At 69.1% G+C, this 24,754-nt stretch carries 21 protein-coding genes; 14 read left to right on the forward strand and 7 right to left on the reverse strand.

What is annotated here, in order from left to right:
• Positions 1–4 precede the first annotated feature (4 nt).
• The 7 genes from KAK06_RS03710 to KAK06_RS03740 all read right to left on the reverse strand — a co-directional run bounded on the left by KAK06_RS03710 (position 5) and on the right by KAK06_RS03740 (position 8,381).
• Entirely contained in the window at positions 5–439 is a 435-nt protein-coding gene (locus tag KAK06_RS03710) for a MaoC family dehydratase (RefSeq protein ID WP_210800477.1), read from the reverse strand.
• Positions 436–1,947: a 3-hydroxyacyl-CoA dehydrogenase gene (locus tag KAK06_RS03715; RefSeq protein ID WP_247652617.1), complete on the reverse strand. Its 1,512-nt coding sequence runs from the start codon at positions 1,945–1,947 to the stop codon at positions 436–438. The genes KAK06_RS03710 and KAK06_RS03715 overlap by 4 nt, the downstream gene beginning before the upstream one ends.
• Positions 1,940–2,734 carry an enoyl-CoA hydratase-related protein gene (locus tag KAK06_RS03720; protein WP_210800478.1) on the reverse strand — a complete coding sequence of 265 codons (795 nt, stop codon included), beginning with the start codon at positions 2,732–2,734 and terminating at the stop codon, positions 1,940–1,942. Before KAK06_RS03720 ends, KAK06_RS03715 begins: the two co-directional genes overlap by 8 nt.
• Positions 2,735–2,739: 5 nt before the next feature.
• Positions 2,740–4,038, reverse strand: coding sequence for a benzoyl-CoA 2,3-epoxidase subunit BoxA (gene boxA / locus KAK06_RS03725; protein ID WP_210800480.1), 1,299 nt, complete (start codon positions 4,036–4,038; stop codon positions 2,740–2,742).
• Between the two features lie 108 nt (positions 4,039–4,146).
• A complete protein-coding gene (boxB, locus tag KAK06_RS03730; RefSeq protein WP_210800482.1) occupies positions 4,147–5,574 on the reverse strand; it encodes a benzoyl-CoA 2,3-epoxidase subunit BoxB in 1,428 nt (475 codons plus the stop codon).
• A gap of 97 nt (positions 5,575–5,671) precedes the next feature.
• The gene (gene boxC / locus KAK06_RS03735; RefSeq protein WP_210800483.1) at positions 5,672–7,342 is read right to left on the reverse strand and encodes a 2,3-epoxybenzoyl-CoA dihydrolase; all 1,671 of its coding nucleotides are present in this window, start codon (positions 7,340–7,342) and stop codon (positions 5,672–5,674) included.
• A gap of 109 nt (positions 7,343–7,451) precedes the next feature.
• Positions 7,452–8,381, reverse strand: a complete 930-nt coding sequence (locus tag KAK06_RS03740) for a helix-turn-helix transcriptional regulator (RefSeq protein ID WP_210800485.1) — start codon at positions 8,379–8,381, stop codon at positions 7,452–7,454.
• Between the two features lie 131 nt (positions 8,382–8,512).
• On the opposite strand from KAK06_RS03740, the gene KAK06_RS03745 reads away from it, so the two are divergent.
• From KAK06_RS03745 to fabI, 14 genes are all read left to right on the forward strand, one after another.
• Positions 8,513–8,983 carry a 4-hydroxylaminobenzoate lyase gene (locus tag KAK06_RS03745; protein ID WP_210800487.1) on the forward strand — a complete coding sequence of 157 codons (471 nt, stop codon included), beginning with the start codon at positions 8,513–8,515 and terminating at the stop codon, positions 8,981–8,983.
• Position 8,984: 1 nt separating this feature from the next.
• Positions 8,985–10,538 carry a 3,4-dehydroadipyl-CoA semialdehyde dehydrogenase gene (locus KAK06_RS03750; RefSeq protein WP_210800488.1) on the forward strand — a complete coding sequence of 518 codons (1,554 nt, stop codon included), beginning with the start codon at positions 8,985–8,987 and terminating at the stop codon, positions 10,536–10,538.
• A gap of 34 nt (positions 10,539–10,572) precedes the next feature.
• On the forward strand, positions 10,573–12,177 hold the full coding sequence (locus KAK06_RS03755; protein WP_210800490.1) for a benzoate-CoA ligase family protein: 1,605 nt from the start codon (positions 10,573–10,575) through the stop codon (positions 12,175–12,177).
• Positions 12,174–12,977, forward strand: a complete 804-nt coding sequence (locus KAK06_RS03760) for an alpha/beta fold hydrolase (RefSeq protein ID WP_210800491.1) — start codon at positions 12,174–12,176, stop codon at positions 12,975–12,977. Before KAK06_RS03755 ends, KAK06_RS03760 begins: the two co-directional genes overlap by 4 nt.
• Positions 12,974–14,140, forward strand: coding sequence for an ABC transporter substrate-binding protein (locus tag KAK06_RS03765; RefSeq protein WP_210800493.1), 1,167 nt, complete (start codon positions 12,974–12,976; stop codon positions 14,138–14,140). The genes KAK06_RS03760 and KAK06_RS03765 overlap by 4 nt, the downstream gene beginning before the upstream one ends.
• A gap of 147 nt (positions 14,141–14,287) precedes the next feature.
• Positions 14,288–15,169: a branched-chain amino acid ABC transporter permease gene (locus tag KAK06_RS03770; protein WP_210800495.1), complete on the forward strand. Its 882-nt coding sequence runs from the start codon at positions 14,288–14,290 to the stop codon at positions 15,167–15,169.
• On the forward strand, positions 15,169–16,140 hold the full coding sequence (locus KAK06_RS03775) for a branched-chain amino acid ABC transporter permease (protein WP_210800496.1): 972 nt from the start codon (positions 15,169–15,171) through the stop codon (positions 16,138–16,140). The genes KAK06_RS03770 and KAK06_RS03775 overlap by 1 nt, the downstream gene beginning before the upstream one ends.
• Positions 16,137–16,892, forward strand: coding sequence for an ABC transporter ATP-binding protein (locus KAK06_RS03780; RefSeq protein WP_210800498.1), 756 nt, complete (start codon positions 16,137–16,139; stop codon positions 16,890–16,892). The genes KAK06_RS03775 and KAK06_RS03780 overlap by 4 nt, the downstream gene beginning before the upstream one ends.
• A 2-nt stretch (positions 16,893–16,894) precedes the next feature.
• On the forward strand, positions 16,895–17,608 hold the full coding sequence (locus KAK06_RS03785; RefSeq protein ID WP_210800500.1) for an ABC transporter ATP-binding protein: 714 nt from the start codon (positions 16,895–16,897) through the stop codon (positions 17,606–17,608).
• Between the two features lie 59 nt (positions 17,609–17,667).
• Positions 17,668–18,876, forward strand: coding sequence for a 3-oxoadipyl-CoA thiolase (pcaF, locus tag KAK06_RS03790; protein WP_210800502.1), 1,209 nt, complete (start codon positions 17,668–17,670; stop codon positions 18,874–18,876).
• A 258-nt stretch (positions 18,877–19,134) separates the two neighbouring features.
• Positions 19,135–19,569, forward strand: coding sequence for a hypothetical protein (locus KAK06_RS03795; protein WP_210800503.1), 435 nt, complete (start codon positions 19,135–19,137; stop codon positions 19,567–19,569).
• A 44-nt stretch (positions 19,570–19,613) separates the two neighbouring features.
• Positions 19,614–21,989, forward strand: coding sequence for a DUF3141 domain-containing protein (locus tag KAK06_RS03800; protein WP_210800505.1), 2,376 nt, complete (start codon positions 19,614–19,616; stop codon positions 21,987–21,989).
• Complete coding sequence (locus KAK06_RS03805) at positions 21,986–23,920, forward strand: acyl CoA:acetate/3-ketoacid CoA transferase (protein ID WP_210800507.1); 1,935 nt, start codon at positions 21,986–21,988, stop codon at positions 23,918–23,920. The genes KAK06_RS03800 and KAK06_RS03805 overlap by 4 nt, the downstream gene beginning before the upstream one ends.
• A gap of 74 nt (positions 23,921–23,994) precedes the next feature.
• Positions 23,995–24,753 (forward strand): enoyl-ACP reductase FabI, encoded by a 759-nt coding sequence (gene fabI / locus KAK06_RS03810; protein ID WP_210800682.1) that lies wholly within the window; start codon positions 23,995–23,997, stop codon positions 24,751–24,753.
• Position 24,754 lies beyond the last annotated feature (1 nt).

A 24,754-nucleotide genomic window follows, 5' to 3' on the forward strand; every position in this document is an offset into this window, starting at 1 on the left:
GGACTCAATCGGCCAGCCGGAACAGGCTGGTCGCCTCCAGGTCCAGCACCTCGGCGCCGTCCTGGTTGAAGAGCTGCCAGCGCCAGCGCAGGATGCCCATCGGCTTGGCCGAGGCGCGGCGGGTCTCAATCACGGTGGCGACCACGCGCAGCGTGTCGTCCGGGCGCACCGGCTTGAGCCACTTCACGTACTGCAGGCCAGGCGAGGCGAAGCTTTCGCTGCCGGCCAGCGCCTTCTCGGCCAGCAGGCGCATCGCGATGCCGCAGGTCTGCCAGCCGCTGGCGATCAGGCCGCCGTGCGGGCCCTGGGCGGCGGCCTCGGGGTCGGTGTGGAACCACTGCGGGTCCCAGTCGGTCGCGAAGTCGAGGATCTGCTGTTCGGTGATCGTGTAGGGGCCGGCTTCGATCACCTGGCCGGCATGGAACTCGGCGAACTTCATGCGGCGCTCCACACCCGCTGGCGCAGCCAGGGGCTCACGCGGTAGCGCTCGCCGCGGTAGTGGGTGTCCAGGCGGTCGAGCAGGCCCATCACGGCGGGCGCGCCCACGCGGGCCAGCCATTCAAAGGGGCCGGCAGGGTAGTTGACGCCCAGCTTCATCGCGGCATCGGCGCCCTCGGGGCTGCACACGCCTTGCAGCACGGCGTCGGCAGCTTCATTGACGAGCATGGCGATGGTGCGCGCCACCACCAGACCGGCGGCATCGGCCACGCGCAGCGGCTGCCAACCGGCAGCGGCCAGCACGCCGGCGGCGCGGGCGGCAAAAGCGTCGCTGGCGCCGCTGGCCAGCGCGAAGGCGATGGGCGTGCCGGGCGCCACGGTCTCGGTGACGCTCCAGTCAAACACGGCCACGTCGCGCGCGCCGCCTTCAAAGGCGAGCTGGGCCGCGGGTCGGCCATCGGTGGGGCGCAGTTCACCGCCCTCGGCCAGCGTGATCGCCACAGCGGCGGCCGCGGTGTCACGCGTGACGCTGAGGCCGGCCGCACTGAGCGCGTCGGCGATGCGTGCTGCCCAGGCGCACTGGCCGTGCACGGTGAGCGCGCCCGGCGCCGCCTGTGGCGCGGCGGGCAGGGCCTTGTCGGCATCACTCTGCGGGTAGGGGTAGAAGCCGCGCCCATTCTTGCGGCCCAGCCAGCCGGCATCCACCAGGTCGCGCTGCACGCCCGAGGGGCCGAAGCGCTTGTCCTGGAAATAGGCGCCGTAGACCGAGTTCGTCACCGCGAAGTTGGTGTCGTGGCCGATCAGGTCCATCAGCTCGCACGGGCCCATGCGGAAAGCGGCGCCGCGCAGGCAGGCGTCCAGCACCGCGGGTGTGGCGGCCTGCTCCTGCAGCAGCGCCAGGGTCTCGGCGTAGTAGGGCCGGGCGATGCGGTTGACGATGAAGCCGGGTGAGCTCTTGGCATGCACCGGCACCTTGCCCCAGGCCTGGGACAGCGCGTAGATCGCCTCGGCCACCGGCGGCTCGGTGTGCAGGCCCGAGACCACCTCGACCAGCTTCATCAGCGGCACGGGGTTGAAGAAATGCATGCCCACCAGCCGGCCCGGCAGGCGCAGGCCGTTGGCGATGGCGGTGACCGAGATCGACGAGGTGTTGGTCGCCAGGATCGCGTCGTCGGAAAGCAGCGCTTCCAGGTCGCGGAACAGGCCGCGCTTGACCTCGAGGTTCTCGACGATGGCTTCGACCACCACGCGGGCGGCAGCCGCTTCGGCCAGCGTACTGATCGGCGTGATGCGGGCCAGTGCGCCCTCGGCGGCGTCGGCGGCCAGCTTGCCCTTGTCCACCAGGCCCTGCAGCGTCTTGGCCAGGGCGGTCTTGGCGCTGGCGGCGGCGCCTTCGCGGGTGTCGTGCAGCCACACGCGGTGGCCGGCCTGGGCGGCCACCTGGGCGATGCCGGCGCCCATGATGCCGGCGCCCACCACGAGCATCGGGGCGTTAGTCAGATCAGTCATTCGTTTGGGGAACCCAGGGGGCAGGTTGTTTCGCGAGGAAGGCGGCGAAGCCGGCGCGGGCTTCCTCGGTCCCGCGCACGCGGGCGATGGTACGCGCGGTCAGTTCGCGCACGTCCGGGCTGATCGGGCCCACCGCGAACTGGGCGAACAGCGCCTTGATCTCGGCCAGCGCGTTTGGGCCGCCATTGAGCAGCTCGGCCACGGTGGCGTCCACCGTGGCGTCCAGCGCATCGACCGTCACCACCTGCTGGACCAGGCCAATGGCCAGAGCTTCTGCAGCGCCGATGCGCTGCGTGGTCAGTGCCAGCCGCAGTGCCTGGCGCTTGCCGACCGCGTTGGTCAGGTAGGGTCCGATGACCGAGGGCAGGATGCCGAACTTGGCCTCGCTGACCGAGAACTTGGCGTCCTCACTGGCGATGGCGATGTCGCAGGCGCAGGTCAGGCCCACACCGCCGCCCAGGGCCACGCCGTGCACCCGCGCGATCGTCGGCTTGGGGCAGCGGTGGATCGTGTGCAGCATGCCGGCGAAACGGCGCGCATCGGCCTCGTTCCAGTCGATGCTGGCGGTGCTGGCGCGTTGCATCCATTGCAGGTCGGCGCCGGCGCTGAAGGCCTTGCCGGCGCCCTCCAGCACGATCACCCGCACCGACGGATCGGCGGTGAGGGCGCTGAAGGCCTGGTCCAACTCGCCGATCATCGCCTCGTCAAAGGCGTTGAAGACCTGGGGGCGGTTCATCCGCACCCGGGCAACGGGGGCGACGGTGACATCCAGCGTGCTGTAGCTCATCGGGGTCAATAGGTTTCCAGGTGCAGGCGACCTTCGGTCTTCAGGGCGGTGCCGATGGTGTCCCAGCTCAGGCCGGCCTGCTGCGCCACGTCGCGCAGCGCCAGCACCACGCCTTCTTCCATCGACTTCAGGCCGCAGACATAGATGCAGGTGTTCGGGTCCTGCAGCAGCGCGGCCAGGTCGGCGGCGCGCTCGCGCATCGCATCCTGCACGTAGCGCTTGGGCGCGCCGGCCGTGCGCGAGAACGCGAAGTTGATGTCGATGAAGTCCTTGGGCAGGTTCTGCAGCGGGCCGAAGTAGGGCAGCTCTTCCTGGGTGCGGGCACCGAAGAACAGCATCAGCTTGCCGCCTTCAAATTTGCCGCTGGCACGCAGGCGCCGGCGCCACTCGGTCATCGCCCGCATCGGCGCGCTGCCGGTGCCGGTGCAGATCATCACGATGTTCGAGCGCGGGTGGTTGGGCATCAGGAAGCTGGTGCCGAAGGGGCCGATCACCTGCACCGTGTCGCCCACCTGGAGGTCGCACATGTAGTTGCTGGCCACTCCACGCACCGGCTTGCCGGCGTGGTCTTCCAGCACCCGCTTGATGGTCAGCGAGAGGTTGTTGTAGCCCGGGCGCTCGCCGTTGCGCGGGCTGGCGATCGAGTACTGGCGCGCATGGTGCGGCTTGCCCTTGTCATCGGTGCCCGGCGGCACGATGCCGATCGACTGGCCTTCCAGCACCGGGAAGGGCATGGCGCCGAAGTCCAGCACGATGTGGTGGGTGTCGTAGTCCTTGCCGACCTCGGTGACGCGGACATTGCCGGTGACCGTGGCGGTGACTGTCTTCTGCGCGGCTGCATTTTTGGAGCTCGGGCCGTACAGGTTGGTGTAGGCGTGCGCGGCCGACCAGGGGGGCAGCGTGGCGCCCCAATCGGCGCTGCGGAAGGCGGTTTCGCCGCTCGGGTCTGCTGCGGGTGCAGCGGCAGGCTCGGCGGCCACGGCGCTGGCGTCACCGCCGGATTCGGCCACGGCGGCCTGCAACTGCTCGGGGCTCAGCTCCGCCGGCAACTCGTCCCAGCTGAACTGCTCCTCCAGCGTGTAGGGCCGACCGGCCGGCACGCTGCGGTAGTTGTCGATCGAGCCGGTGGGGCAGGGCGAGATGCAGGCGTTGCACCAGTTGCAGGTGGCCACGTCGACCACGTAGTTGCGCGAGTCGTGCGTGATCGCGCCGACCGGACAGGTGGCTTCGCAGGTGTTGCAGCGGATGCAGATCTCGGGGTCGATGACGTGCTGCTTGACGACAGTGGGCAACGGTGCATTCATGACGGGCCTTGCAGTAGCACTAGCTAACCAAGTGCCGTCGCGGAACCGGCTTCGCCGGGCCGCAGACGGCGCCCCCTGGGGAGAAGCGGCGCAGCCGCCTCGGGGGGGTCAATTAAATCTCACGTAGTCGTAGTCGACGGGCTGGCGGTTGATGCCCATCACCGGCGGCGCGATCCAGTTGGCGAACTTGCCCGGCTCGACGACGCGGCCCATCAGGCTGGCCACAAACGCGCGGTCCTCGGCGCTGGGCAGCCAGTCCTTCTCGCGGGCCGCGAACTCGACGGCGCTGACGGCCTGGCCTTCCGGCGTGATGCAGGCACCCGACAGCGTGCCGATCTTGCGGTTGAAGGCCTTGTGCGGCGTGGTCAGGCGGAAGGGGATGCCGGCCTTTTCGATGACCTTGTTCCAGCGGTTGACGCCACCGATCGAGTCCTTGATGTAGTCGTCGCGCAGCACCTCGTTCAGCGCATTGAGCATCGGCACCTGGCGCTCCACCAGATGGCCGTCCTTCAGGCCCAGCACCGTGTAGTGCTGGCCCTGCAGGCGGTGGTCGTCGCCGCGCTTGGTCTCTTCATAGCGACCCTTCAGGCCGGTGTTGTAGAAGATCGCGGCATTGCTGGACTCGTCGGCGCCGAACAGGTCGATCGTCACCGAGAAATGGAAGTTCAGGTAGCGCTGGATGGTGGGCAGGTCGATCACGCCAGCGGCGCGGATCTTGGCCGGGTCATCGGTCTTCAGCTCGTTCATCACCTGGCAGGTGCGCTGGATCACCCGGCTCACGCCCGACTCGCCCACGAACATGTGGTGGGCTTCCTCGGTCAGCATGAACTTGGTGGTGCGGGCCAGCGGGTCGAAGCCCGACTCCGCCAGCGCGCACAGCTGGAACTTGCCGTCGCGGTCGGTGAAGTAGGTGAACATGTAGAAGCTCAGCCAGTCGGGCGTCTTCTCGTTGAAGGCCTGCAGGATGCGCGGGTTGTCCTGGTCGCCCGAGCGGCGGTCGAGCAGGGCCTCGGCCTCCTCGCGGCCATCGCGGCCGAAGTAGCGGTGCAGCAGGTAGACCATGGCCCACAGGTGGCGGCCTTCTTCCACGTTCACCTGGAACAGGTTGCGCAGGTCGTACTGGCTGGGGCAGGTCAGGCCCAGGTGGCGCTGCTGCTCCACGCTGGCCGGCTCGGTGTCGCCCTGGGTGACGATGATGCGGCGCAGGTTGGCGCGGTGTTCGCCAGGCACGTCTTGCCAGGCGGCTTCACCCTTGTGCTCGCCGAAGTTGACCTGGCGGCCTTCTTCCTTGGGGTTCAGAAAGATGCCCCAGCGGTAGTCGGGCATCTTGACGTGGCCGAACTGCGCCCAGCCGTCGGGGTCGACGCTGATCGCGGTGCGCAGGTAGACGTCGTAGTCGGTCGAGCCGTCCGGGCCCATGTCCTGCCACCATTGCAGGTAGTTGGGCTGCCAGTGCTCGAGCGCGCGCTGCAGCGTGCGGTCTTCCGCCAGGTTGACGTTGTTGGGGATCTTTTCCGAGTAGTTGATCGAGGACATGGTGTCTCCGTGTGCCGGGATCGGGGGAGTGGTGTTTCGGTGGCGGCGCGCTCCACCCGGAACCGCGCCGCCCAACGTCGAAAGTGAGGTGTCGGACTCAGACCCGGTTCATGTCGAACTGGCTCTTCTCGCCCTTGCCATAGACCTTCAGCGCGCCCTTCTCGCCCACGGCGTTGGGGCGCTGGAAGATCCAGTTCTGCCAGGCGGTCAGGCGGCCGAAGACGCGGGTGACCATGTTCTCGGGGCCGTTGAAGCGCAGGTTGGCTTCCATGCCGGTGAGCGCGTCGGGCGACATCGCGGCGCGCTCTTCCAGCGCCAGGCGCACCTCGTCGTCCCAGTCGATGTCGTCGGGGTTGGCGGTGACCAGGCCCAGCGCGAAGGCGGCGTCGGCGTCCAGCGCCTGGCCGATGCTGGCGCGCACCGCGGCCATCGGCGCTTCTTCTTCGTAGAAGCGGCGGGCCAGGCGGCTCTGGCCGGTGGCCATCGGGAACAGGCCGAAGTTGATCTCGCCGACACCGATCTTCGGCGCCTTGGCTTCGTCGTCGGGCAGGGCCAGGTGGTAGATGCGGTCGCAGGCCAGGGCCAGCTCGAGAAGGGTGCCGGTGAAGCACGAGCCCGGCTCGATCAGCGCGAACAGCGAGCGCGAGGACACGTCCAGGCGGCTGAGGGTGCGGCGCAGCAGGCCGGTGGTTTCGCGCACCAGCCAGTGGTTCTGGTTCGCCAGCAGCAGGGCGTCGAGCGCCTTCACGGCCTCGGCATCGCCGCTGGTCTTTAGCACCCAGGTGCCGATCTCCAGCTCGTTGGTGCGCAGGTGCAGGATGGCGTCGTCCAGCTGGCGGGCCAGGGCCAGCGCGTACCAGTCGGCACCGGCGGCGACGATCTGCTCGACGTTGCCCGGCTGCGCGCCCTCGGGCGCCTTGACGGTGATGACGGCCTGGCGCTTGGCGCGGTCGATCTCCACGCCCACGTGCTGCCACTGTAGGCTGTCGCCGTTGAACGTGCGCTGGATCGGGGTGAGGGCCACACCCTGGGCGTCGGCCGGGCGGTCGCTCTGCTCGGCCAGTTGCAGAGCACGCTCCTGCACGCGGGCGGCAAACTGGGCGGGCTTGGCGATCTCGTCGACCAGGCGCCAGGCCACGGCCTTCTGGCCGCGCACGCCTTCGGTGGTGGTGCAGAAGATGTCGGCCAGGTCATGGCGCACCTTGCGCTTGTCGGTGACGCGGGTCAGGCCGCCGGTGCCGGGCAGCACGCCCAGCAGCGGCACTTCGGGCAGGCTCACCGCCGAGCTGCGGTCATCGACCAGCAGGATCTCGTCGCAGGCCAGGGCCAGCTCGTAGCCGCCGCCGGCGCAGGAGCCGTTGACGGCGGCCAGGAACTTCAGGCCCGAGTGCTTGGACGAGTCTTCGAAGCCGTTGCGGGTCTCATTGGTGAACTTGCAGAAGTTCACCTTCCAGGCGTGGCTGGAGACGCCCAGCATGAAGATGTTGGCGCCCGAGCAGAACACGCGCTCGCGGCTGGAGGTCAGCACCACGGTGCGCACCTCGGGGTGCTCGAAGCGGATGCGGTTGATCGCGTCGTGCAGCTCGACGTCCACGCCCAGGTCGTAGCTGTTGAGCTTGAGCTTGTAGCCGGGGCGCAGGCCGGCGTTCTCGTCCACGCCCATCGCCAGCGTGGCGACCGGGCCTTCGAACTTCAGGGTCCAGTGGCGGTAGCGGCCGGGCTCGGTGCGGTAGTCGACCAGGGCGGCGGTGTCGGGGGTGGTGCTCATGGTGTCTCCGGGTCAGGGGCGGTGGGTGACGGGTTGATGCAGGATCGTGCAGCAACCGATGACACGCATGATAGTGCAGGAAATCCGCTTGTCAAGCGAAAACTGCAGTTTAGTGCATACCCTGAGCTGCACTGTGCATCGGCTCGACCAGCCGACGCAGTTCGGTAAAGGCCTGCTCCAGCGGCTTGCCGCCGGTCTCCAGTTGCAGATCGGCCTGGCTGTAGAAGGGGGTGCGCTCGGCCAGGATGTGCTTGAGGTCGTCCATCGCCTCGCGGTTGCCGGCCATCGGGCGCAGGTCGCCCTGGGCCATCACGCGGGCCATGTGCTCCTCGGGCGTGGCCTTGAGCCACACCGTGACGCAGTGGCCCAGCAACAGGTTGAAATTGGCCGGGTCCGAGACCACGCCGCCCGGGGTGGCGATCACGGCGTCCGGGTAGAGCTGGATGGTTTCTTCCAGCGCGCGGCGCTCGTAGCGGCGGTAGGCGGCCGAGCCCAGCAGGTTGTGGATCTCGGGCAGGCTGCAGCCGCCGACCCGCTCGATCTCGGTGTTCAGCTCGACAAAGGGCACGTCCAGGGACTCGGCCAGCAGGCGGCCCAGCGTGGACTTGCCGGCACCCCGCAGGCCGATCAGCGCGATGCGCTGGGCGCGGGCATCGGGCGCGCCGGACTGGCCATACAGATCGGTCAGCGCCATGCGGCCGCGGCGCAGGTCGTCCTCGCTGCGGCCGCGCAGCAGGTCGCGGATCAGCGCCCACTCGGGCGAGTGGCTGGTCTCGTCGCCCAGCAGTTCGGGCAGTGGGCAGTCCAGGGCCCGGCAGACCTCGCGCAGCACCAGCACCGAGGCATTGCCCACGCCCAGCTCCAGGTTGGCCAGATGCCGCTCGGACACTTTGGAGTGCTGCGACAGCGCCTTGCGGGTCAGGCCGCGGCGCGCGCGCAAGGAGCGCACGCGCTCGCCCAGCGCGGTCAGGAAGGGGTCGCGCGGGTCGCTGGGGCGCTCGGTGGCCGGCTCGGCCAGGTCAGGATCGAGGGTGTCCATGGATTCAGTGATTACCCGAAGCATGCAATATAGTGCTTGACGGTGCCGATCGGGCGGAGTAAGTTTCGTTCATGCACTAAATTTCCACAAGCCTCGCCACCCCAGGGAAAGCGAGGCCCAGGAGACACCGAATGAGCACTGTCGACGCATTCCAGGACCTGATCGCCCCGCTGACCGCCTCGCTGGCCGGTCGCCCGCTGGACGAGGCGCTGGCCGCCGAACTCAACCGCACCCACCCGGCCGGCAGCCCGCTGTACGAGGCCATCCTGGCCGCCTGCCGCGCTGGCGACGCTGCCGGCTGGATCTGCCCGCACGAGCACGGCGGCATCCGCTACGGCCGGGTGATCAAGCCGATCCCGGCGCTGAATGGTTTCTCGGTTGACGTGGTCGATATGCGCGATGTGGTCGGCCCGCACCACGCCCACCCGAATGGCGAGATCGACCTGGTGATGCCGCTGGAGGGCGATGCCCGCTTCGATGGCCAGGCCGCGGGCTGGAAGGTCTATGGCCCCGGCAGCGCCCACAAGCCCACCGTCACCGGCGGACGGGCCTATGTGCTGTACCTGCTGCCCGAGGGCGCGATTCAGTTCACCAAGGCTTGAGATGGAACTGCTGAAGAACCACGTGGCCGGCCAGTGGGTGGCCGGTCAAGGCGAAGGCACCGCGCTGCACGACCCGGTCACCGGCGAGGCACTGGTGGCGGTGTCCAGCGCCGGGCTGGACCTGGGCGCGGCCTTTGCCTTCGCCCGTGAACAGGGTGGCGCCGCGCTGCGCGCACTGAGCTATGGCGAGCGTGCTGCGCTGCTGACCCGTGTGGGCGAGGTGCTGACCGCGAACCGCGATGCCTACTATGAGATCGCCACCCGCAACTCGGGCACGGTGAAGAGTGATTCGGCGGTGGACATCGACGGCGCGATCTACACCCTGGGCCAGTACGCCCGCTGGGGCGCCAAGCTGGGTGAGGCCCGGCTGCTGCTGGACGGCGAGCCGGTGGCGCTGGCCAAGGACAACGCCTTCGCGTCGCAGCACGTGATGACCCCCACCCGCGGCGTGGCGCTGTTCATCAACGCCTTCAACTTCCCGGCCTGGGGCCTGTGGGAGAAGGCGGCGCCGGCGCTGCTGTCGGGTGTGCCGGTGATCGTCAAGCCCGCCACCGCCACCGCCTGGCTGACCCAGCGCATGGTGGCCGATGTGGTGGCGGCGGGCATCCTGCCGCCGGGCGCGCTCAGCGTGGTCTGTGGCAGCTCGGCCGGCCTGCTCGATCAGCTGCAGGGCGAGGACGTGCTGAGCTTCACCGGTTCGGCCGACACGGCCGCCATCATCCGCTCGCACCCGGCCGTGGTGAAGCACTCGGTGCGCGTCAACATCGAGGCCGACAGCCTGAACTCGGCGCTGCTGCTGCCGGTGGCCGAGGGCTCCGAGGCGCTGTCGCTGTTCGCCCGCGAGGTAGCGCGCGAGATGACCGTCAAGTCGGGCCAGAAGTGCACCGCGATCCGCCGTGCCTTCGTGCCGCGAGCGCTGTACACCGCGGCGGCCGAACTGATCGCCGCCCAGCTGCGCAAGACCGTGGTGGGCAACCCGCGCGACGAATCGGTGCGCATGGGCGCGCTGGTCAGCCTGGAACAGAAGCGGCACGTCGAGGAAGGCCTGGCCGTGCTGCAGTCCGAAGCGGTGCTGCTGCACGACGGTCGCCTGCAAGCGCTGGTCGGAGCCGACGCCGGCTCGGCCTGCGTGGCACCGGTGCTGCTGGGCTGCGAGCAGCCGGTCATGGCCACACGGGTGCACGACACCGAGGTCTTCGGCCCGATGGCCACCTTGATGCCCTACGACGACCTCGCCCAGGCCCAGGCCCTGGTGCGCCGCGGCGCTGGCTCGCTGGCCTGCTCGCTGTATGGCGACGACCCGGCCGCGCTGGCCGCCTGCGCCACCGAACTGGCCGACCTGCATGGCCGCGTGCACGTCGTCACCCCGGCGGTGGCCAAGCTGCACACCGGCCACGGCAATGTGATGCCGCAGTCGCTGCACGGCGGCCCCGGCCGCGCGGGGGGCGGCGAGGAACTGGGCGGCCTGCGGGCGCTGAACTTCTACCACCGCCGCAGCGCGCTGCAGGCGGCCCCCGAGGTGCTGGCGGCCCTGGGCCCGGCCACGCAGCTCTGACCGGCACAGACCGATCGGCGACAGGAGACACGCCATGAATGCACAGACCACCGAGCTCGCCGGCGTTCCCGGCCTGGCCGAGCACTTCAACTTTGCGGCGCACCTGCTGTCGCTGAACACCGGCCGCGCCGCCAAGGCGGCCTTTGTCGACGAGACCGGCAGCACCAGCTACGGCGAACTCGACCAGCGCGTGCGCCAGCTGGCCGCCGCGCTGCGCGCCCAGGGCGTGAAGCGCGAGGAACGCGTGCTGCTGCTGATGCACGACTGCCGCGACTGGCCGGTGGCCTTCCTGGGCGCGATGTACGCCGGCGTGGTGCCGGTGGCCGTCAACACCCTGCTGACGGCGGACGACTACGCCTACATGCTGGAGCACTCGCGCGCCCAGGCGGTGCTGTGCTCGGGCGCGCTGCTGCCGGCGGTGACCGCGGCGATGGTCAAGTCCGACCACGAGGTGCAGAAGGTGGTGGTGTCGCGCCCGATCGCACCGCTGCACCCCAGCGAGGTGGAGTTCGAGGCCTTCCTGGCGCCGCACGCGCCGCTGGGCAAGCCCGCGCCCACCGGGCCGGACGCGCCGGGCTTCTGGCTGTATTCCAGCGGCTCCACCGGCCGGCCCAAGGGCACGGTGCACTCGCACGGCAACCCCTACTGGACGGCCGAGCTGTATGGCAAGGGTGTGCTCAAGCTGCGCGAGGAGGATGTGTGCTTCTCGGCCGCCAAGCTGTTCTTCGCCTACGGCCTGGGCAACGCGCTGAGCTTTCCGCTCAGCGTGGGCGCCACGGTGCTGCTGATGGGCGAGCGGCCCACGCCGGACGCCACCTTCAAGCGCTGGCTGGGCGGCATCGGCGGCGTCCAGCCCACGGTGTTCTACGGCGCGCCCACCGGCTTCGCCGGCATGCTGGCCCATCCGGCGCTGCCGGCGCGCAGCGAGGTGAAGCTGCGCCTGGTCTCCTCGGCCGGCGAGGCGCTGCCGGCCGAACTGGGCCAGCGCTTCAAGGCGCACTTCGGCGTGGACATCGTTGACGGCATCGGCTCGACCGAGATGCTGCACATCTTCCTGTCCAACACCCCCGAGAAGGTGGCCTATGGCACCACCGGCTGGCCGGTGCCGGGCTACACGATCGAGCTGCGTGGCGACGAGGGCCAGCCGGTGCCCGATGGCGAGCCGGGGGACCTCTACATCCAGGGGCCGTCGGCCGCGATGATGTACTGGGGCAACCGCCAGAAGACCCAGGAGACCTTCCAGGGCGGCTGGACCAAGAGCGGCGACAAGTACGTGCGCAACGCCGACGGCAGCTACACCTACGGCGGCCGCAGCGACGACATGCTCAAGGTCAGCGGCATCTATGTCAGCCCCTTCGAGGTGGAAGCCACGCTGGTTCAGCACCCGGCGGTGCTGGAGGCGGCGGTGATCGGTGTCGAGGATGCCGAGGGCCTGACCAAGACCAAGGCTTTCGTGGTGCTCAAGCCGGGTCAGCAGACCGACGAGCCGGCGCTCAAGGCCTTCGTCAAGGACCACCTGGCTCCCTACAAGTACCCGCGCCAGATCGAATTCGTCGAGGACCTGCCCAAGACCGCCACCGGCAAGATCCAGCGCTTCAAGCTGCGCGAGCAGGAGCGCGCCAAGGGCCCGGCGGCATGACCCAGCGGGTGCGCTTCGACTGGGCCGGACGGCCGGTCGACATCGAATACATCTGGGCCGGCGTGGATGACCCGGCGGCGCCGCTGCTGGTGGTGCTGCACGAGGGCCTGGGCTCGGTGTCGATGTGGCGTGACTTTCCGGACCGGCTGGCGCGCGCCTGCGGCGTGCGGGCGCTGGTCTACTCGCGCCCCGGCTATGGTCGCTCCACACCGCGTGCGGCCGATGAGCGCTGGGGCCTGGATTTCATGCACCGCCAGGCGCAGCAGGTGCTGCCGGCGCTGCTGCAGGCCCTGGGCGTGCGCGGCCGCTATGCGCTGCTGGGCCACAGCGATGGCGGCTCGATCGCACTCTTGCATGCGGCCCACGCACCTCAGCGGGTGAATGCCTGCATCGTGATGGCGCCGCACATCCTGGTCGAGGAATTCGGCCTGAAGAGCATCCGCGAGGCCCGCGTGCAGTACGAGCAGGGCGGATTGCGCGCGCCGCTGTCGCGCCACCACGACGACGTCGATTCCGCCTTCTATGGCTGGAACGACATCTGGCTGGCCCCGGACTTTCCCCAGTGGCAAATTACTTCAGAACTAAAGAATATCACGGCACCCGTGCTGGCCATCCAGGGGGAAGACGACCCCTACGGCACGATGGCCCAGATCGATGGAATCGCCAATGGACTGCCGGGCACGCAACTGGTCAAGTTGCCCGGTTGCGGTCATTCGCCGCACCGTGACCAGCCTGAGTCGGTGATCCGCGCCTGCCAGGCTTTTCTTGCCCCCTTGCTTCACCAGGAGACACACGCATGAACGCTCGCACCTCGCTGACCGCCCTGGCCGCCGCCGCGGCCCTGATGGCCTCGGCCTCCGCCCTGGCCCAGGGCGCCAAGCTCAAGGTCGGCCTGATGCTGCCCTACACCGGCACCTATGCCGCGCTGGGCGTGGCCATCGAGAACGGTTTCAAGCTGTACCTGGCTGAGCAGGGCGGCAAGATCGGCGGCCGCGAGGTCGAGTTCAGCAAGGTCGACGATGAATCGGACCCCGCCAAGGCCACCGAGAACGTCAACAAGCTGATCAAGCGCGACGGTGTGGATGTGCTGATTGGCACCGTGCACTCCGGCGTGGCCATGGCCATGGCCAAGGCCGCCAAGGACAACAACGTGCTGCTGATCGTGCCCAACGCCGGTGCCGACGCGGTGACCGGCCCGATGTGCGGCAACAACATCTACCGCTCCTCGTTCAGCAACTGGCAGCCGGGCTACGCCACTGGCGAGGTGATGGCCAAGAAGGGCATCAAGAAGGCTGTGACCATCACCTGGAAGTACGCAGCCGGCGATGAATCGGTCAAGGGCTTCAAGGAGGCCTTTACCAAGAGCGGCGGCGAGGTGGTCAAGGAGCTGACGCTGCCCTTCCCGAACGTCGAATTCCAGGCCCTGTTGACCGAGATCGCCGCCATCAAGCCCGATGCGGTCTACACCTTCTTCGCGGGTGGCGGCGCGGTCAAGTTCGTCAAGGACTATGACGCCGCGGGTTTGAAGAAGAGCATCCCGCTGTACGGCTCGGGTTTCCTGACCGACGGCACGCTGGAGGCCCAGGGTGCCTCGGCCGACGGCCTGTTCACCGCGCTGCACTACGGCGACAGCCTGGACAACGCCAAGGACAAGAGCTTCCGCCTGGCCTATGCCAAGTCCTACAAGCTGCAGCCCGACGTGTACGCGGTGCAGGGCTACGACGCGGCGCAGATCCTTGGCATTGGCCTGACGGCCACCAAGGGCGACGTCAGCAAGAAGGCCGAGTTCGCCGCCGCGGTGGAAAAGGCCAAGATCGACAGCCCGCGCGGCGCGTTCACGCTGAGCAAGGCGCACAACCCCGTGCAGGACATGTACCTGCGGCAGGTGACGGGCAAGGAGAACAAGGTGGTGGGCATCGCCTCGAAGGCGCTGGCCGATCCGGCCCGTGGCTGTAAGGGCTGAGCCCCCAGCCTCGCTGGCGCTCGGCACCCCCCGAGGGGGCTCCACCAGCGGACCGGCGGAGCCGGATCCGCGGTGGGGGCTTGAGGGGGCGTCGGCCTTCCGGCCTCCTTTTTCTTCTACGGCGTTGCGGCGCCTTGATGGACTGTCGTGGATCTCGCCACTTTTCTCATCCAGTGCCTGAATGCGGTGCAGTACGGGCTGCTGCTGTTCCTGGTGGCCTCGGGGCTGACGCTGATCTTCGGGATCATGGGCGTCATCAACCTGGCGCATGGCAGCTTCTACATGATCGGCGCGTACATGGCCTATGCACTGGCGCCGGCGGTGGAGCAGTGGCTGGGCGGTGGCTTCTTCACGGTGATGGCGGTGGGCATCGCGTTGTCGGTGGCCTTGGGCTATGTGCTGGAGTGGGTGTTCATCAGCTACCTGTACGAGCGCGAGCACCTGCAGCAGGTGCTGATGACCTACGGCCTGATCCTGGTGTTTGAGGAACTGCGCTCGATCATCGTGGGCGATGACGTGCACGGCGTGCAGCCACCGGCCTGGCTGTCGGGCAGCATTCCGCTGGGCGAGGTGATGACCTACCCGGTCTACCGCCTGTTCATCTCGGCGGTGTGCGTGGCGGTGGCGCTGGCGATGTGGGTGGTGCTGGCGCGCACCCGGCTGGGCATGCGCATCCGCGCCGGGGCCAGCAACCGCGACATGGTGCGGGCGATGGGCGTGGACATCCGGCTGCTGTACCGCGTGGTGTTCGCGGTGGGTGTGGCGCTGGCGGCGCTGGCCGGCATGATCGCGGCGCCGGTGTCCTCGGTCTACCCGGGCATGGGCTCGAGCGTGCTGATCATCTGCTTCGTGGTGGTGGTGATTGGCGGTATCGGCTCGATCAAGGGCGCGCTGATCGCCGCGCTGCTGGTGGGCTTTGTCGACACCTTTGGCAAGGTGCTGGTGCCGGGCATTGCCGGGGTGTCGGTGTACCTGCTGATGGCGGTGATGTTGTTGTGGAAGCCGGAAGGCTTGTTCAAGGCAGGCTGATGTTCGAGACCGGTTTTCTGCGCAAGGCGGTGCCCGTGGCACTGGCCTTCATCGTGCTGGCGCTGTGGCCGCTGTGGGCTCCGGCCTTCTATGCCGAGCTGGCGATGAAGATCATGATCCTGGGGATCTTCGCGCTGAGTCTGGAGCTGCTGGTCGGGCAGACCGGTCTGGTGTGTTTCGGCCAGGCGGCGTTCTTCGGCATTGGCGCCTACGCCGCAGCGCTGATGACGCCGCAGAGCGAGGCGGCCTCGCTGTGGTTCACCGCCGCGGTGGCGGTGGCGGCAGCGGGCGGCTATGCGCTGCTGGTGGGCGCGCTGTCGCTGCGCACCAAGGGCGTGTACTTCATCATGATCACGCTGGCCTTCGCGCAGATGGCCTTCTTCGTTGCCCACGACACCGACTGGGTGGGCGGCAGCGACGGCATCTACCTGTACTTCAAGCCCGATGCGTCCATCCTCGGCTGGAAGCCCTTTGACCTGGACCAGGGACACACGCTGTACTGGCTGGTCTGGGCCTGCCTGCTGGGCGTGGCGGCCTTCTGGTCGGTGATGCTGCGCAGCCGCTTTGGCCGCGCGCTGGCGGGCATCAAGGTCAACGAACAGCGCATGCGCGCAGCGGGCTTTGCCACCTACCCGTACAAGCTGGCGGTGTTCGTCTTCTCGGCCATGCTGGCTGGGCTGGCGGGCTACCTGTTCGCGGTGAAGGACGGCGTGGTCAACCCCGAGCTGATGTCCTGGCACCAGAGCGGCGCGGTGTTGATCATGATCATCCTGGGCGGCCTGGGGCATCTGCGCGGCGCGCTGATCGGCGCGCTGGCCTTCACCTTGCTGCAGGAGTTGTTCCAGTCGCAGGCGGTGTTCGGCTCCTTCGCCAAGCACTGGCAGCTGATGCTGGGCCTGGCCATCATCGCGTTCGTGGCACTGCTGCCGCGCGGCCTGATCGGCCTGGTCACGCCGAAGGAGGGCGCATGAACGACACCTCCCTGATGTTGCGCGCGCAGGGCCTGTCGCGTTCCTTCGGTGGCCTGAAGGCGGTGGAGGGCGTGACGCTGGACCTGCGCCAGGGCGAGTTGCACGCGGTCATCGGCACCAATGGCGCGGGCAAGTCCACGCTGATCAACCTGCTGTCGGGCGAGTTGCCCGCCTCGGCCGGCACGGTCGAGCTGCTGGGCGAGGACGTGACCGGCTGGACCCAGCCGCGCCGCGCCCGCGCCGGCCTGGGCCGCAGCTACCAGCGCAACACCATCTTCCTGCCCTTCAGCGTGCGCGAGAACTGCCGCCTGGCGGCCCAGGCGCGCTGGCCCAAGCCCTGGGACTGGTTCACACCGGCCACGGCCTGTCGCGACGCCATGACGGCTGCCAACGAGGCCCTGGCCCGCGCCGGCCTGGCCGACGTGGCCGAGCGCACCGCCGGCGCGCTGTCGCACGGCCAGAAGCGCCAGCTGGAGATCGCCATGTGCCTGGCCTCCAACCCCAAGGTGTTGCTGCTCGACGAGCCGCTGGCCGGCATGGGGGCCGAGGAAACCGAGCGCATGCTGGCCCTGCTGGGCGAGCTCAAGGCCGGCCACGCGATCCTGCTGGTGGAACACGACATGGACGCGGTGTTCCGCGTCGCCGACCGCATCACCGTGATGGTCAATGGCCGGGTGATCGCCAGCGGCGCGCCGGCCGAGGTGCGCAGCAACCGCGAGGTCCAGCTCGCCTACCTGGGTGATGGCCACTGACCATGAGCACCGCATTCCTTCAGGCGCGTGACCTGCACGCGCACTACGGCCAGAGCCACATCCTGCACGGCATCAGCCTGGCCATCGCGCCCGGCGAGGCGGTGGGCCTGCTGGGCCGCAACGGCATGGGCAAGACCACGCTGATCCGCACGCTGATCGGCCAGCTGCGCGCCAGCGCGGGCCAGATCCAGGTGGCCGGGCGCGACATGAGCGGTCAGCCGCCCGAGAAGATCGTGCGCCTGGGCATCGGCTACGTGCCCGAGGGCCGCGGCGTGTTTCCCAACCTCAGCGTGCGCGAGAACCTGGTGATGGCCGCGCGTCCCGGCACCCGCGGCCAGGTCGATTGGACCTTCGAGCGCGTGCTCGAGACCTTCCCGCGCCTGGCCGAGCGCCTGGGCAACGGCGGCGGCCAGCTCAGCGGCGGCGAGCAGCAGATGCTGGCCATCGGCCGCGCGCTGATGACTAACCCCGACCTGCTGATCCTGGATGAAGCCACCGAGGGCCTGGCGCCGCTGGTGGTGGCCGAGATCTGGCGCGTCATCGGCCTGGTGCGCCGCACCGGCATTGCCTCGCTGGTGGTGGACCGCGACTTCCGCAAGGTGCTGGCCCACACCGACCGCGCACTGGTGCTGGAAAAGGGCCGCCTGGTGCTGGAAGGCGTGTCGGAGACACTGTCTGCTGACGAAGCCGCGCTGCACCGCTACCTGGGCGTCTGAGTACCAGCCCCAATGTCCTAGTTATTCGAGTCTGACTCCATTTTCAGGAATCTGCTGTCATGAGCACCCGCCACGCCTTCATTTGTGATGCCCAGCGCACGCCGTTTGGCCGCTACGGCGGTGCCTTGTCGTCGGTGCGCACCGACGATCTGGGCGCAGTGCCGCTGCAGGCGCTGATGGCGCGCAACCCGACCGTGGACTGGGCGGCGGTGACCGATGTGATCTTCGGTTGCGCCAACCAGGCCGGCGAGGACAACCGCAACGTGGCCCACATGGCCAGCCTGCTGGCGGGGCTGCCGCTGGAGGTGCCGGGTACCACGGTCAACCGGCTGTGCGGCTCGGGCATGGACGCGGTGGGCATCGCGGCGCGTGCCATCAAGGCCGGCGAGGCCGGGTTGATGATCGCCGGTGGCGTGGAGAGCATGAGCCGCGCCCCGTTCGTGATGCCCAAGGCTGAGAGCGCCTTCAGCCGCGCCAACGCGGTCTACGACACCACCATCGGCTGGCGCCTCATCAACCCGAAGATGAAGGCGGCCTATGGCGTCGACGCAATGCCCGAGACCGCCGAGAACGTGGCGACCGACTTCAAGATCGAGCGCGAGGCCCAGGACCGCATGGCCCTGGCCAGCCAGAAGAAGGCCGTGGCAGCGCAGCAGGCCGGCTTCTTTGACGCCGAGATCTGCCCCGTGACGATCCCGCAAAAGAAGGGCGAGGCCATTGTCGTGGCCAAGGACGAGCATCCGCGCGACACCAGCCTGGAAGCGCTGGCCAAGCTCAAGGGCGTGGTGCGCCCCGACGGCACGGTGACCGCCGGCAATGCCAGCGGCGTCAATGACGGCGCCTGCGCGCTGCTGCTGGCCGACGAGGCCAGCGCCGCGCGCCACGGCCTGACGCCGCGCGCCCGCGTGGTGGGCATGGCCACGGCCGGCGTGCCGCCGCGCATCATGGGCATTGGCCCGGCACCGGCCACGCGCAAGGTGCTGGAGCTCACCGGCCTGTCCCTGGCGCAGATGGACGTGATCGAGCTGAATGAGGCCTTTGCCGCGCAGGGCCTGGCCGTGCTGCGCGACCTGGGCCTGCAAGACGACGACCCGCGCGTGAACCCCAACGGCGGCGCGATTGCGCTGGGCCACCCGCTGGGCGCCAGCGGCGCGCGCCTGGTGACCACCGCAGTGAACCAACTGCACCGCAGCGCCGGGCGATATGCGCTGTGCACCATGTGCATCGGCGTGGGGCAGGGCATTGCGCTGATCGTCGAGCGCGTCTGAACGGGGCCCCGGGAGGGGCCTCAAACGCACCATCGGCGTGCGCCAGCCGTGCGGCCTGGTGCACGCCGCTGCATTGCGCTGCAACACGAGCGGCATGGGCCTGAAATGACGGGTTTACGGGGCGCTCATCGCCGTTGACGGGTCTGGATGCTGCGATGCAACATGTGCATCGAGAGGAATGACCGGCGCAGGCTCTCGGCCCCTTGAAGGCCAGAGCACTTGGGCATCGTGCCCGAGGGCGCCGGGCAGGAAACCGCCATGTGGACCCCCATCGCCACCGACGCTGACCCTCACCACGAGGACAGCCACCACCTGGGCGCCAGACTGGCCCAGCTGAACGCCCGCATCGCCCGCCTGGCGATCGCCCTGAATGTGGACCTGGACAGCGACGCGCAGGTGCAGACCCTGCTGCAGCGACCGCCCGAGCCGAGCATCGAGCGCCGCCAGGGTACCGAACGCCGCCGCACCGAACGCACGGGCAGCCCCGATCGCCGCGTGTCGCTCAAGCGCACCGAACTGCGCGGCCTGGTGGTCATGCGCTATGCGCTGGAGCTGCACACGATCGACGTGCTGGGCACCACGGTGGCGCTGGCCCTGATGCGCAGCGTGGCGCTGAGCCTGGAGAGCGAAGGCTTTCCGATCGCTGCCAGCGGCCAGCGCCGCCATCTGCTGGCCTTGCCAGGGGGCCTGTGAGGACCCTCTGACCGATTCACGAACCGACAGGTCTTGCCATGTCCTTGGACACACCCCTGAACAGCGCCGCGGATGCCGGCGTCTACCTTGATCAATCCACCTCGCAGCTGCAGCGGCTGATGACCAGCGCCACCCGCCATGGCCAGGCGCTGCAGGCCGGCGAGGTCGACCATGCGCTGGCCTGGCAGACCGCACTGGTCTCGCAGTGGCAGCGGCTGGGCAGCCAGGCCGGCTGGCCTGCCTGGCAGGCCTTTGCCGACTACCTGCAGGACGCCGTGCAGCGCGGCCTGCTGACGCTGGACACGCTGCGCGAGCGCGGCAACAACGACCGCGCCCACCTGGCCGCCGGCACGCCGCCGGTGCTGGACTACGACTACGAGACCGTGCTGGACGGCGCCAGCCTGCGCCGCCCGACCAACTACCGGCTGCTGCGCATCCAGGCGCCCAGCGGCGTGGTGGTGGACGAGCGCAAGCAGCCCTTCATGATCATCGACCCGCGCGCCGGCCACGGTGCCGGCATTGGCGGCTTCAAGCCCGACAGCCAGGTGGGCGTGGCACTGCGCGCCGGACATCCGGTGTACTTCGTGGTCTTTGGCACCGAGCCCGCACCGGGCCAGACCCTGGCCGACGTGCTGCGCACCGAGACGCGTTTCCTGCGCGAGGTCGCCCGCCGTCACCCCGACGCACCCAAGCCGGTGGTGGTGGGCAACTGCCAGGGCGGCTGGGCCACGCTGCTGCTGGCGGCGGCCAACCCCGAGCTCACCGGCCCGCTGGTCATCAATGGCGCGCCGGTCGACACCTGGGGCGGCGAGGTGGGCGCCAATCCGATGCGCTACAAGGGCGGCCTGGCCGGTGGCGCGGTGCCGGCGGTGCTGGCCGCCGACCTGGGCGGCGGCCGCTTCGATGGCGCGCACCTGGTGAGCAACTTCGAGTCGCTGAACCCGGCGCGCAACTACTTCGGCAAGTACTACGACCTCTACGAGAACGTCGACGCCCATCGCCAGTCCTTCCTGGAGTTCGAGCGCTGGTGGGGTGGCTACCACTTCACCAATGAAAACGAGATCCGCTGGATCGTCGAGCAGCTGTTCATCGGCAACAAGCTCTCGCGCGGCGAGGCGCAGCTTGAGCCGGGCCTGACGGTGGACCTGCGGCGCATCAAGTCGCCCATCATCGTGTTCGCCAGCCTGGGCGACAACATCACGCCGCCGGCGCAGGCGCTGAACTGGATCGCCGACACCTTCACCGACGAGCACGAGATCCGCATCCGCGGCCAGCGCATCGTCTACATGGTGCATGAGAAGGTGGGGCACCTGGGCATCTTCGTGTCGGCCACCGTGGCCCGCAAGGAGCACCAGGAACTGGCCTCGACGCTCAAGACCATTGAGTCGATGGCGCCGGGGCTGTACGAGATGCAGATCGAAGAGGGCGATGGCGAGCCCGAAGGGCCCTTCCGCGTCACTCTGCATGAGCGCAGCATCGAGCAGCTGCTGGGCAGCATCCCGAACGACCGCGACCAGGAACACGATTTCGCGGCCGTGGCCAAGATCTCCGACGCCGGCATGACGGCCTACGAGATGCTGTGGCGGCCCTGGGTCAAGGCGATGGTGACACCGGCGCTGAGCAAGGCGCTGGAGGACCTGCACCCGGGTCGCCTGAGCCGGCGCCTGCTGTCCGATGAGAACCCGATGCTGGCCTGGCTGGGGCCGGTGGCCGCCAGCGTGCGCGCCCGGCGCGCGCCGGTGTCCAAGGACAACCCCTTCCGGCAACTCGAGCGCAGCACCGCCGACGCCATCACGCACGCCATGGACCGTGGCCGCCAGCTGCGCGACGCCGGCGATGAGCTGGCCTTCATCGGCCTGTACGGCAACCCCTATCTGCGCCAGGTGGGCTCCTCGCACGGACGCCAGCGGGTGCACAAGACCGCCGAGGAACTGCTGGAGCTGCCCGAGGTGCAGACCATCCTCAACCGCATCGATCAGGGCGACATCGCCGCCGCGGTGATCCGCATGCTGGTGCTGCTGGCCGACTCGCGCGGCTCGGTGCGGCGCGACCGGCTGGAGCGCTCGACCCAGGTGATGACGATGACCGAGCCCTTTGCGTCGATGGGCATGGAGCGGCGCGGGCAGCTGATCCAGGAGCAATCGGTGATTGCCGAGTTCAACCGCGACGGCGCCGTCCAGACCCTGCCGGCCCTGCTGGAGGATGAGGCGCAGCGCCGCCAGGCGTTGGAGACCGTGTACTTCGTGCTGGGCGAGCGCTCGGACATGGAGCCGCAGTCGCTGCACACGCTGGAGCAGTTTGAGCAGGTCCTGGGCCTGCCCGCGCCCGGCCGAACGGCGCGACCGCCCCGAACCAGCCGCACACCGAAGAAGGCATCCGCGACTGCCCGTCGCGCCCCCCGCAGCAGGAGCCCGCAATGACCAGCAAACTTGTCAGCGCCCAGGAGGCGATCGCCCTGGTGCACGACGATGACGTGGTCATCGTCTCCGGCTTCGGCACAGTCGGCGTGCCCGACGAGCTGATCGCCAGTCTGGCCGCGCGCCACGAAGCCGGCCACGGCCCCAGCGGCCTGACGCTGCTGTGGGGCGGCGGACCCGGCGACGCCAAGGAACGCGGCGTCAACCGTCTGGCCCGCCCCGGCCTGGTCAGGCGCGCCATAGGCGGCCACTGGGGCATGGTGCCGCGCATGGCCGAGATGGCCTTGCGCGAGGAGTTCGAGGCCTACAACTTCCCGCTCGGTGTCATCTCACGCATGTACCGCGACATGGCGGCTGGCCTGCCGGGCCACCTGTCCAAGGTGGGGCTGGGCACCTTTGTCGATCCGCGCCAGCAGGGCTGCAAGGTCAACGCCCGCACCACCGAGGATCTGGTCGAGCTGGTGACGCTGGCCGGCGAGGAGCAGCTGTACTTCCGCTGTCCCAAGCCCGACGTCGCCTTCATCCGCGCCAGCTACGCCGATGCCGATGGCAACCTGTCGATGGAGCGCGAGGCGCTGCCGCAGGATGTGCTGCCGATCGCCACCGCGGTGAAGAACGCCGGCGGCATCGTCATCGCGCAGGTCGAGACGATTTGCGAGGCCGGCTCGATCCCGCCGCGCCAGGTCCAGGTGCCCGGCATCCTGGTCGATTGCGTGGTGGTGGCCCAGCCGGCGCTGCATCCGCAGACCTTTGGCACCGCCTACAGCCCGGCGCTGGCCGGCGCGATCCGCGTGCCGCTGCAGCTGCGCCAGGCCGCGGAGCTGGATGTGCGCAAGGTGATTGCCCGGCGCGCCGCCTTCGAGCTGCTGCCCAATGCGGTGGTCAACCTGGGCATCGGCATGCCCGAGGGTGTGGCCACCGTGGCCGCCGAGGAACAGCTGCTGCAGTACCTGACCCTGACCGCCGAGTCCGGCGTGATCGGCGGCCAGCCGCTCAGTGCGCAGGACTTTGGCACCTCGCTGAACGCAGTGGCGCACCTGGACACCAACGCCCAGTTCGACCTCTACGACGGCGGCGGCCTGGACCTGGCCGTGCTGGGGCTGGCCGAGTGCGACCCGCAGGGCAATGTCAATGTCAGCCGCTTCGGCCCCAAGCTGGCCGGTGCGGGCGGTTTCATCAACATCACGCAGAACAGCCGCACGGTGGTCTTCGCCGGGACCTTCACGGCCAGCGGCCTGGAGGTCGAGGTGGCCGACGGCGCGCTTCGCATCCTGCGTGAGGGCCGGGTGCGCAAGTTCGTCGAGCGGCTGGAGCAGATCACCTTCTCTGGCACCTATGCCGCACGCCAGGGCCGCAAGGTGCTGTACGTGACCGAGCGCTGCGTGATGCGCCTGACGCCCGAGGGCCTGGAGATCACCGAGATCGCGCCCGGTGTGGACCTGGAGCGCGACATCCTGGCCCACATGGCTTTCCGCCCGATCGTGCGCGCACTGCGCCCGATGGACCCGCGCCTGTTCCGCCGCGAGCCGATGGGCCTGAAGGACGACCTGCTGTCGATCCGCCTGGACGACCGCATCACCTGGCTGCCCGAACGCAACCAGCTGCTGCTGAACTTCCAGGGCCTGAAGCTGGCCAGCGCGCAGGACGCGCAGGCCATCCAGGCCGCGGTCGAGGCCCAGTGCCAGGCCATCGGCCACAAGGTGGTGGCCGTGGTGAACTACGACGGCTTCGAGATCTTCGAGCCGGCGCTGGACGCCTACGCCCGCGTGGTCGAACACATGACCCGCCACCACTACGCCAGCGTCACCCGTTACAGCACCAGCGCCTTCCTGCGCGCCAAGCTGGGTCAGGCGATCCGCGAGCGCGGCCTGGCGCCGCACATCTTTGAAACCCCGCAGGAAGCCACCGCCGCCCTGGCCAAGGCCACGCCATGAACACCACCTTTGTCGACCCCCGCTCGCACGACCCGCTGCCCAAGGTCTGGGACGAGAACACCCGCATCGGCGACATGCTGCGCGGCAAGCGCGGCCTGGTGGTGGGCATCGCCAACGCCCACAGCATTGCGCTGGGCTGCGCCGCCAAGCTGCGCGGCTTTGGCGCCGAGCTGGCCGTGACCTACCTGAACGACAAGGCGCGCCCGCACGTCGAGCCGCTGGCCCAGCAACTGGGCGCCGATCTGTTGCTGCCGCTGGACGTCACCCGCCCCGGCCAGGCCGAGGCGGTGTTCGACACCCTGCGTGAGCGCTGGGGCAGCCTGGACTTCGTGATCCACTCGATCGCCTTTGCACCCCGTCAGGACCTGCACGGCCGCATCATCGATTGCAGCCAGGAGGGTTTCCTGCAGGCCATGCAGGTGTCGGTGCATTCGTTCATCGAGCTGGCCCGGCTGGCCGAGCCGATGCTCAACCCGGGCGGTGCGCTGGTGACCATGAGCTACTACGGCGCCGACAAGGTGGTCGAGCACTACAACATCATGGGCCCGGTCAAGGCGGCACTGGAGTCCAGCGTGCGCTACCTGTCGCTGGAGCTGGCGGCGCGCGATGTGCGCGTCTACGCCGTCTCGCCAGGCCCCCTGATGACCCGTGCGGCCAGCGGCATCGACCACTTCGACGAACTGGTCGAGATGGCCAAGCGCCGCGCGCCCGGACGCCGCCTGGTGGACATCGCCGAAGTCGGCCGCGTGGTGGCCTTCCTGGTCAGCGGTGGCGCCTCGGGCATGACCGGTGATGTGGTCTACATCGACGCCGGTCTGCACCACATGGCTTGAG

Source organism: Ideonella aquatica (assembly GCF_018069755.1).
Taxonomy (GTDB): domain Bacteria; phylum Pseudomonadota; class Gammaproteobacteria; order Burkholderiales; family Burkholderiaceae_C; genus Ideonella; species Ideonella aquatica.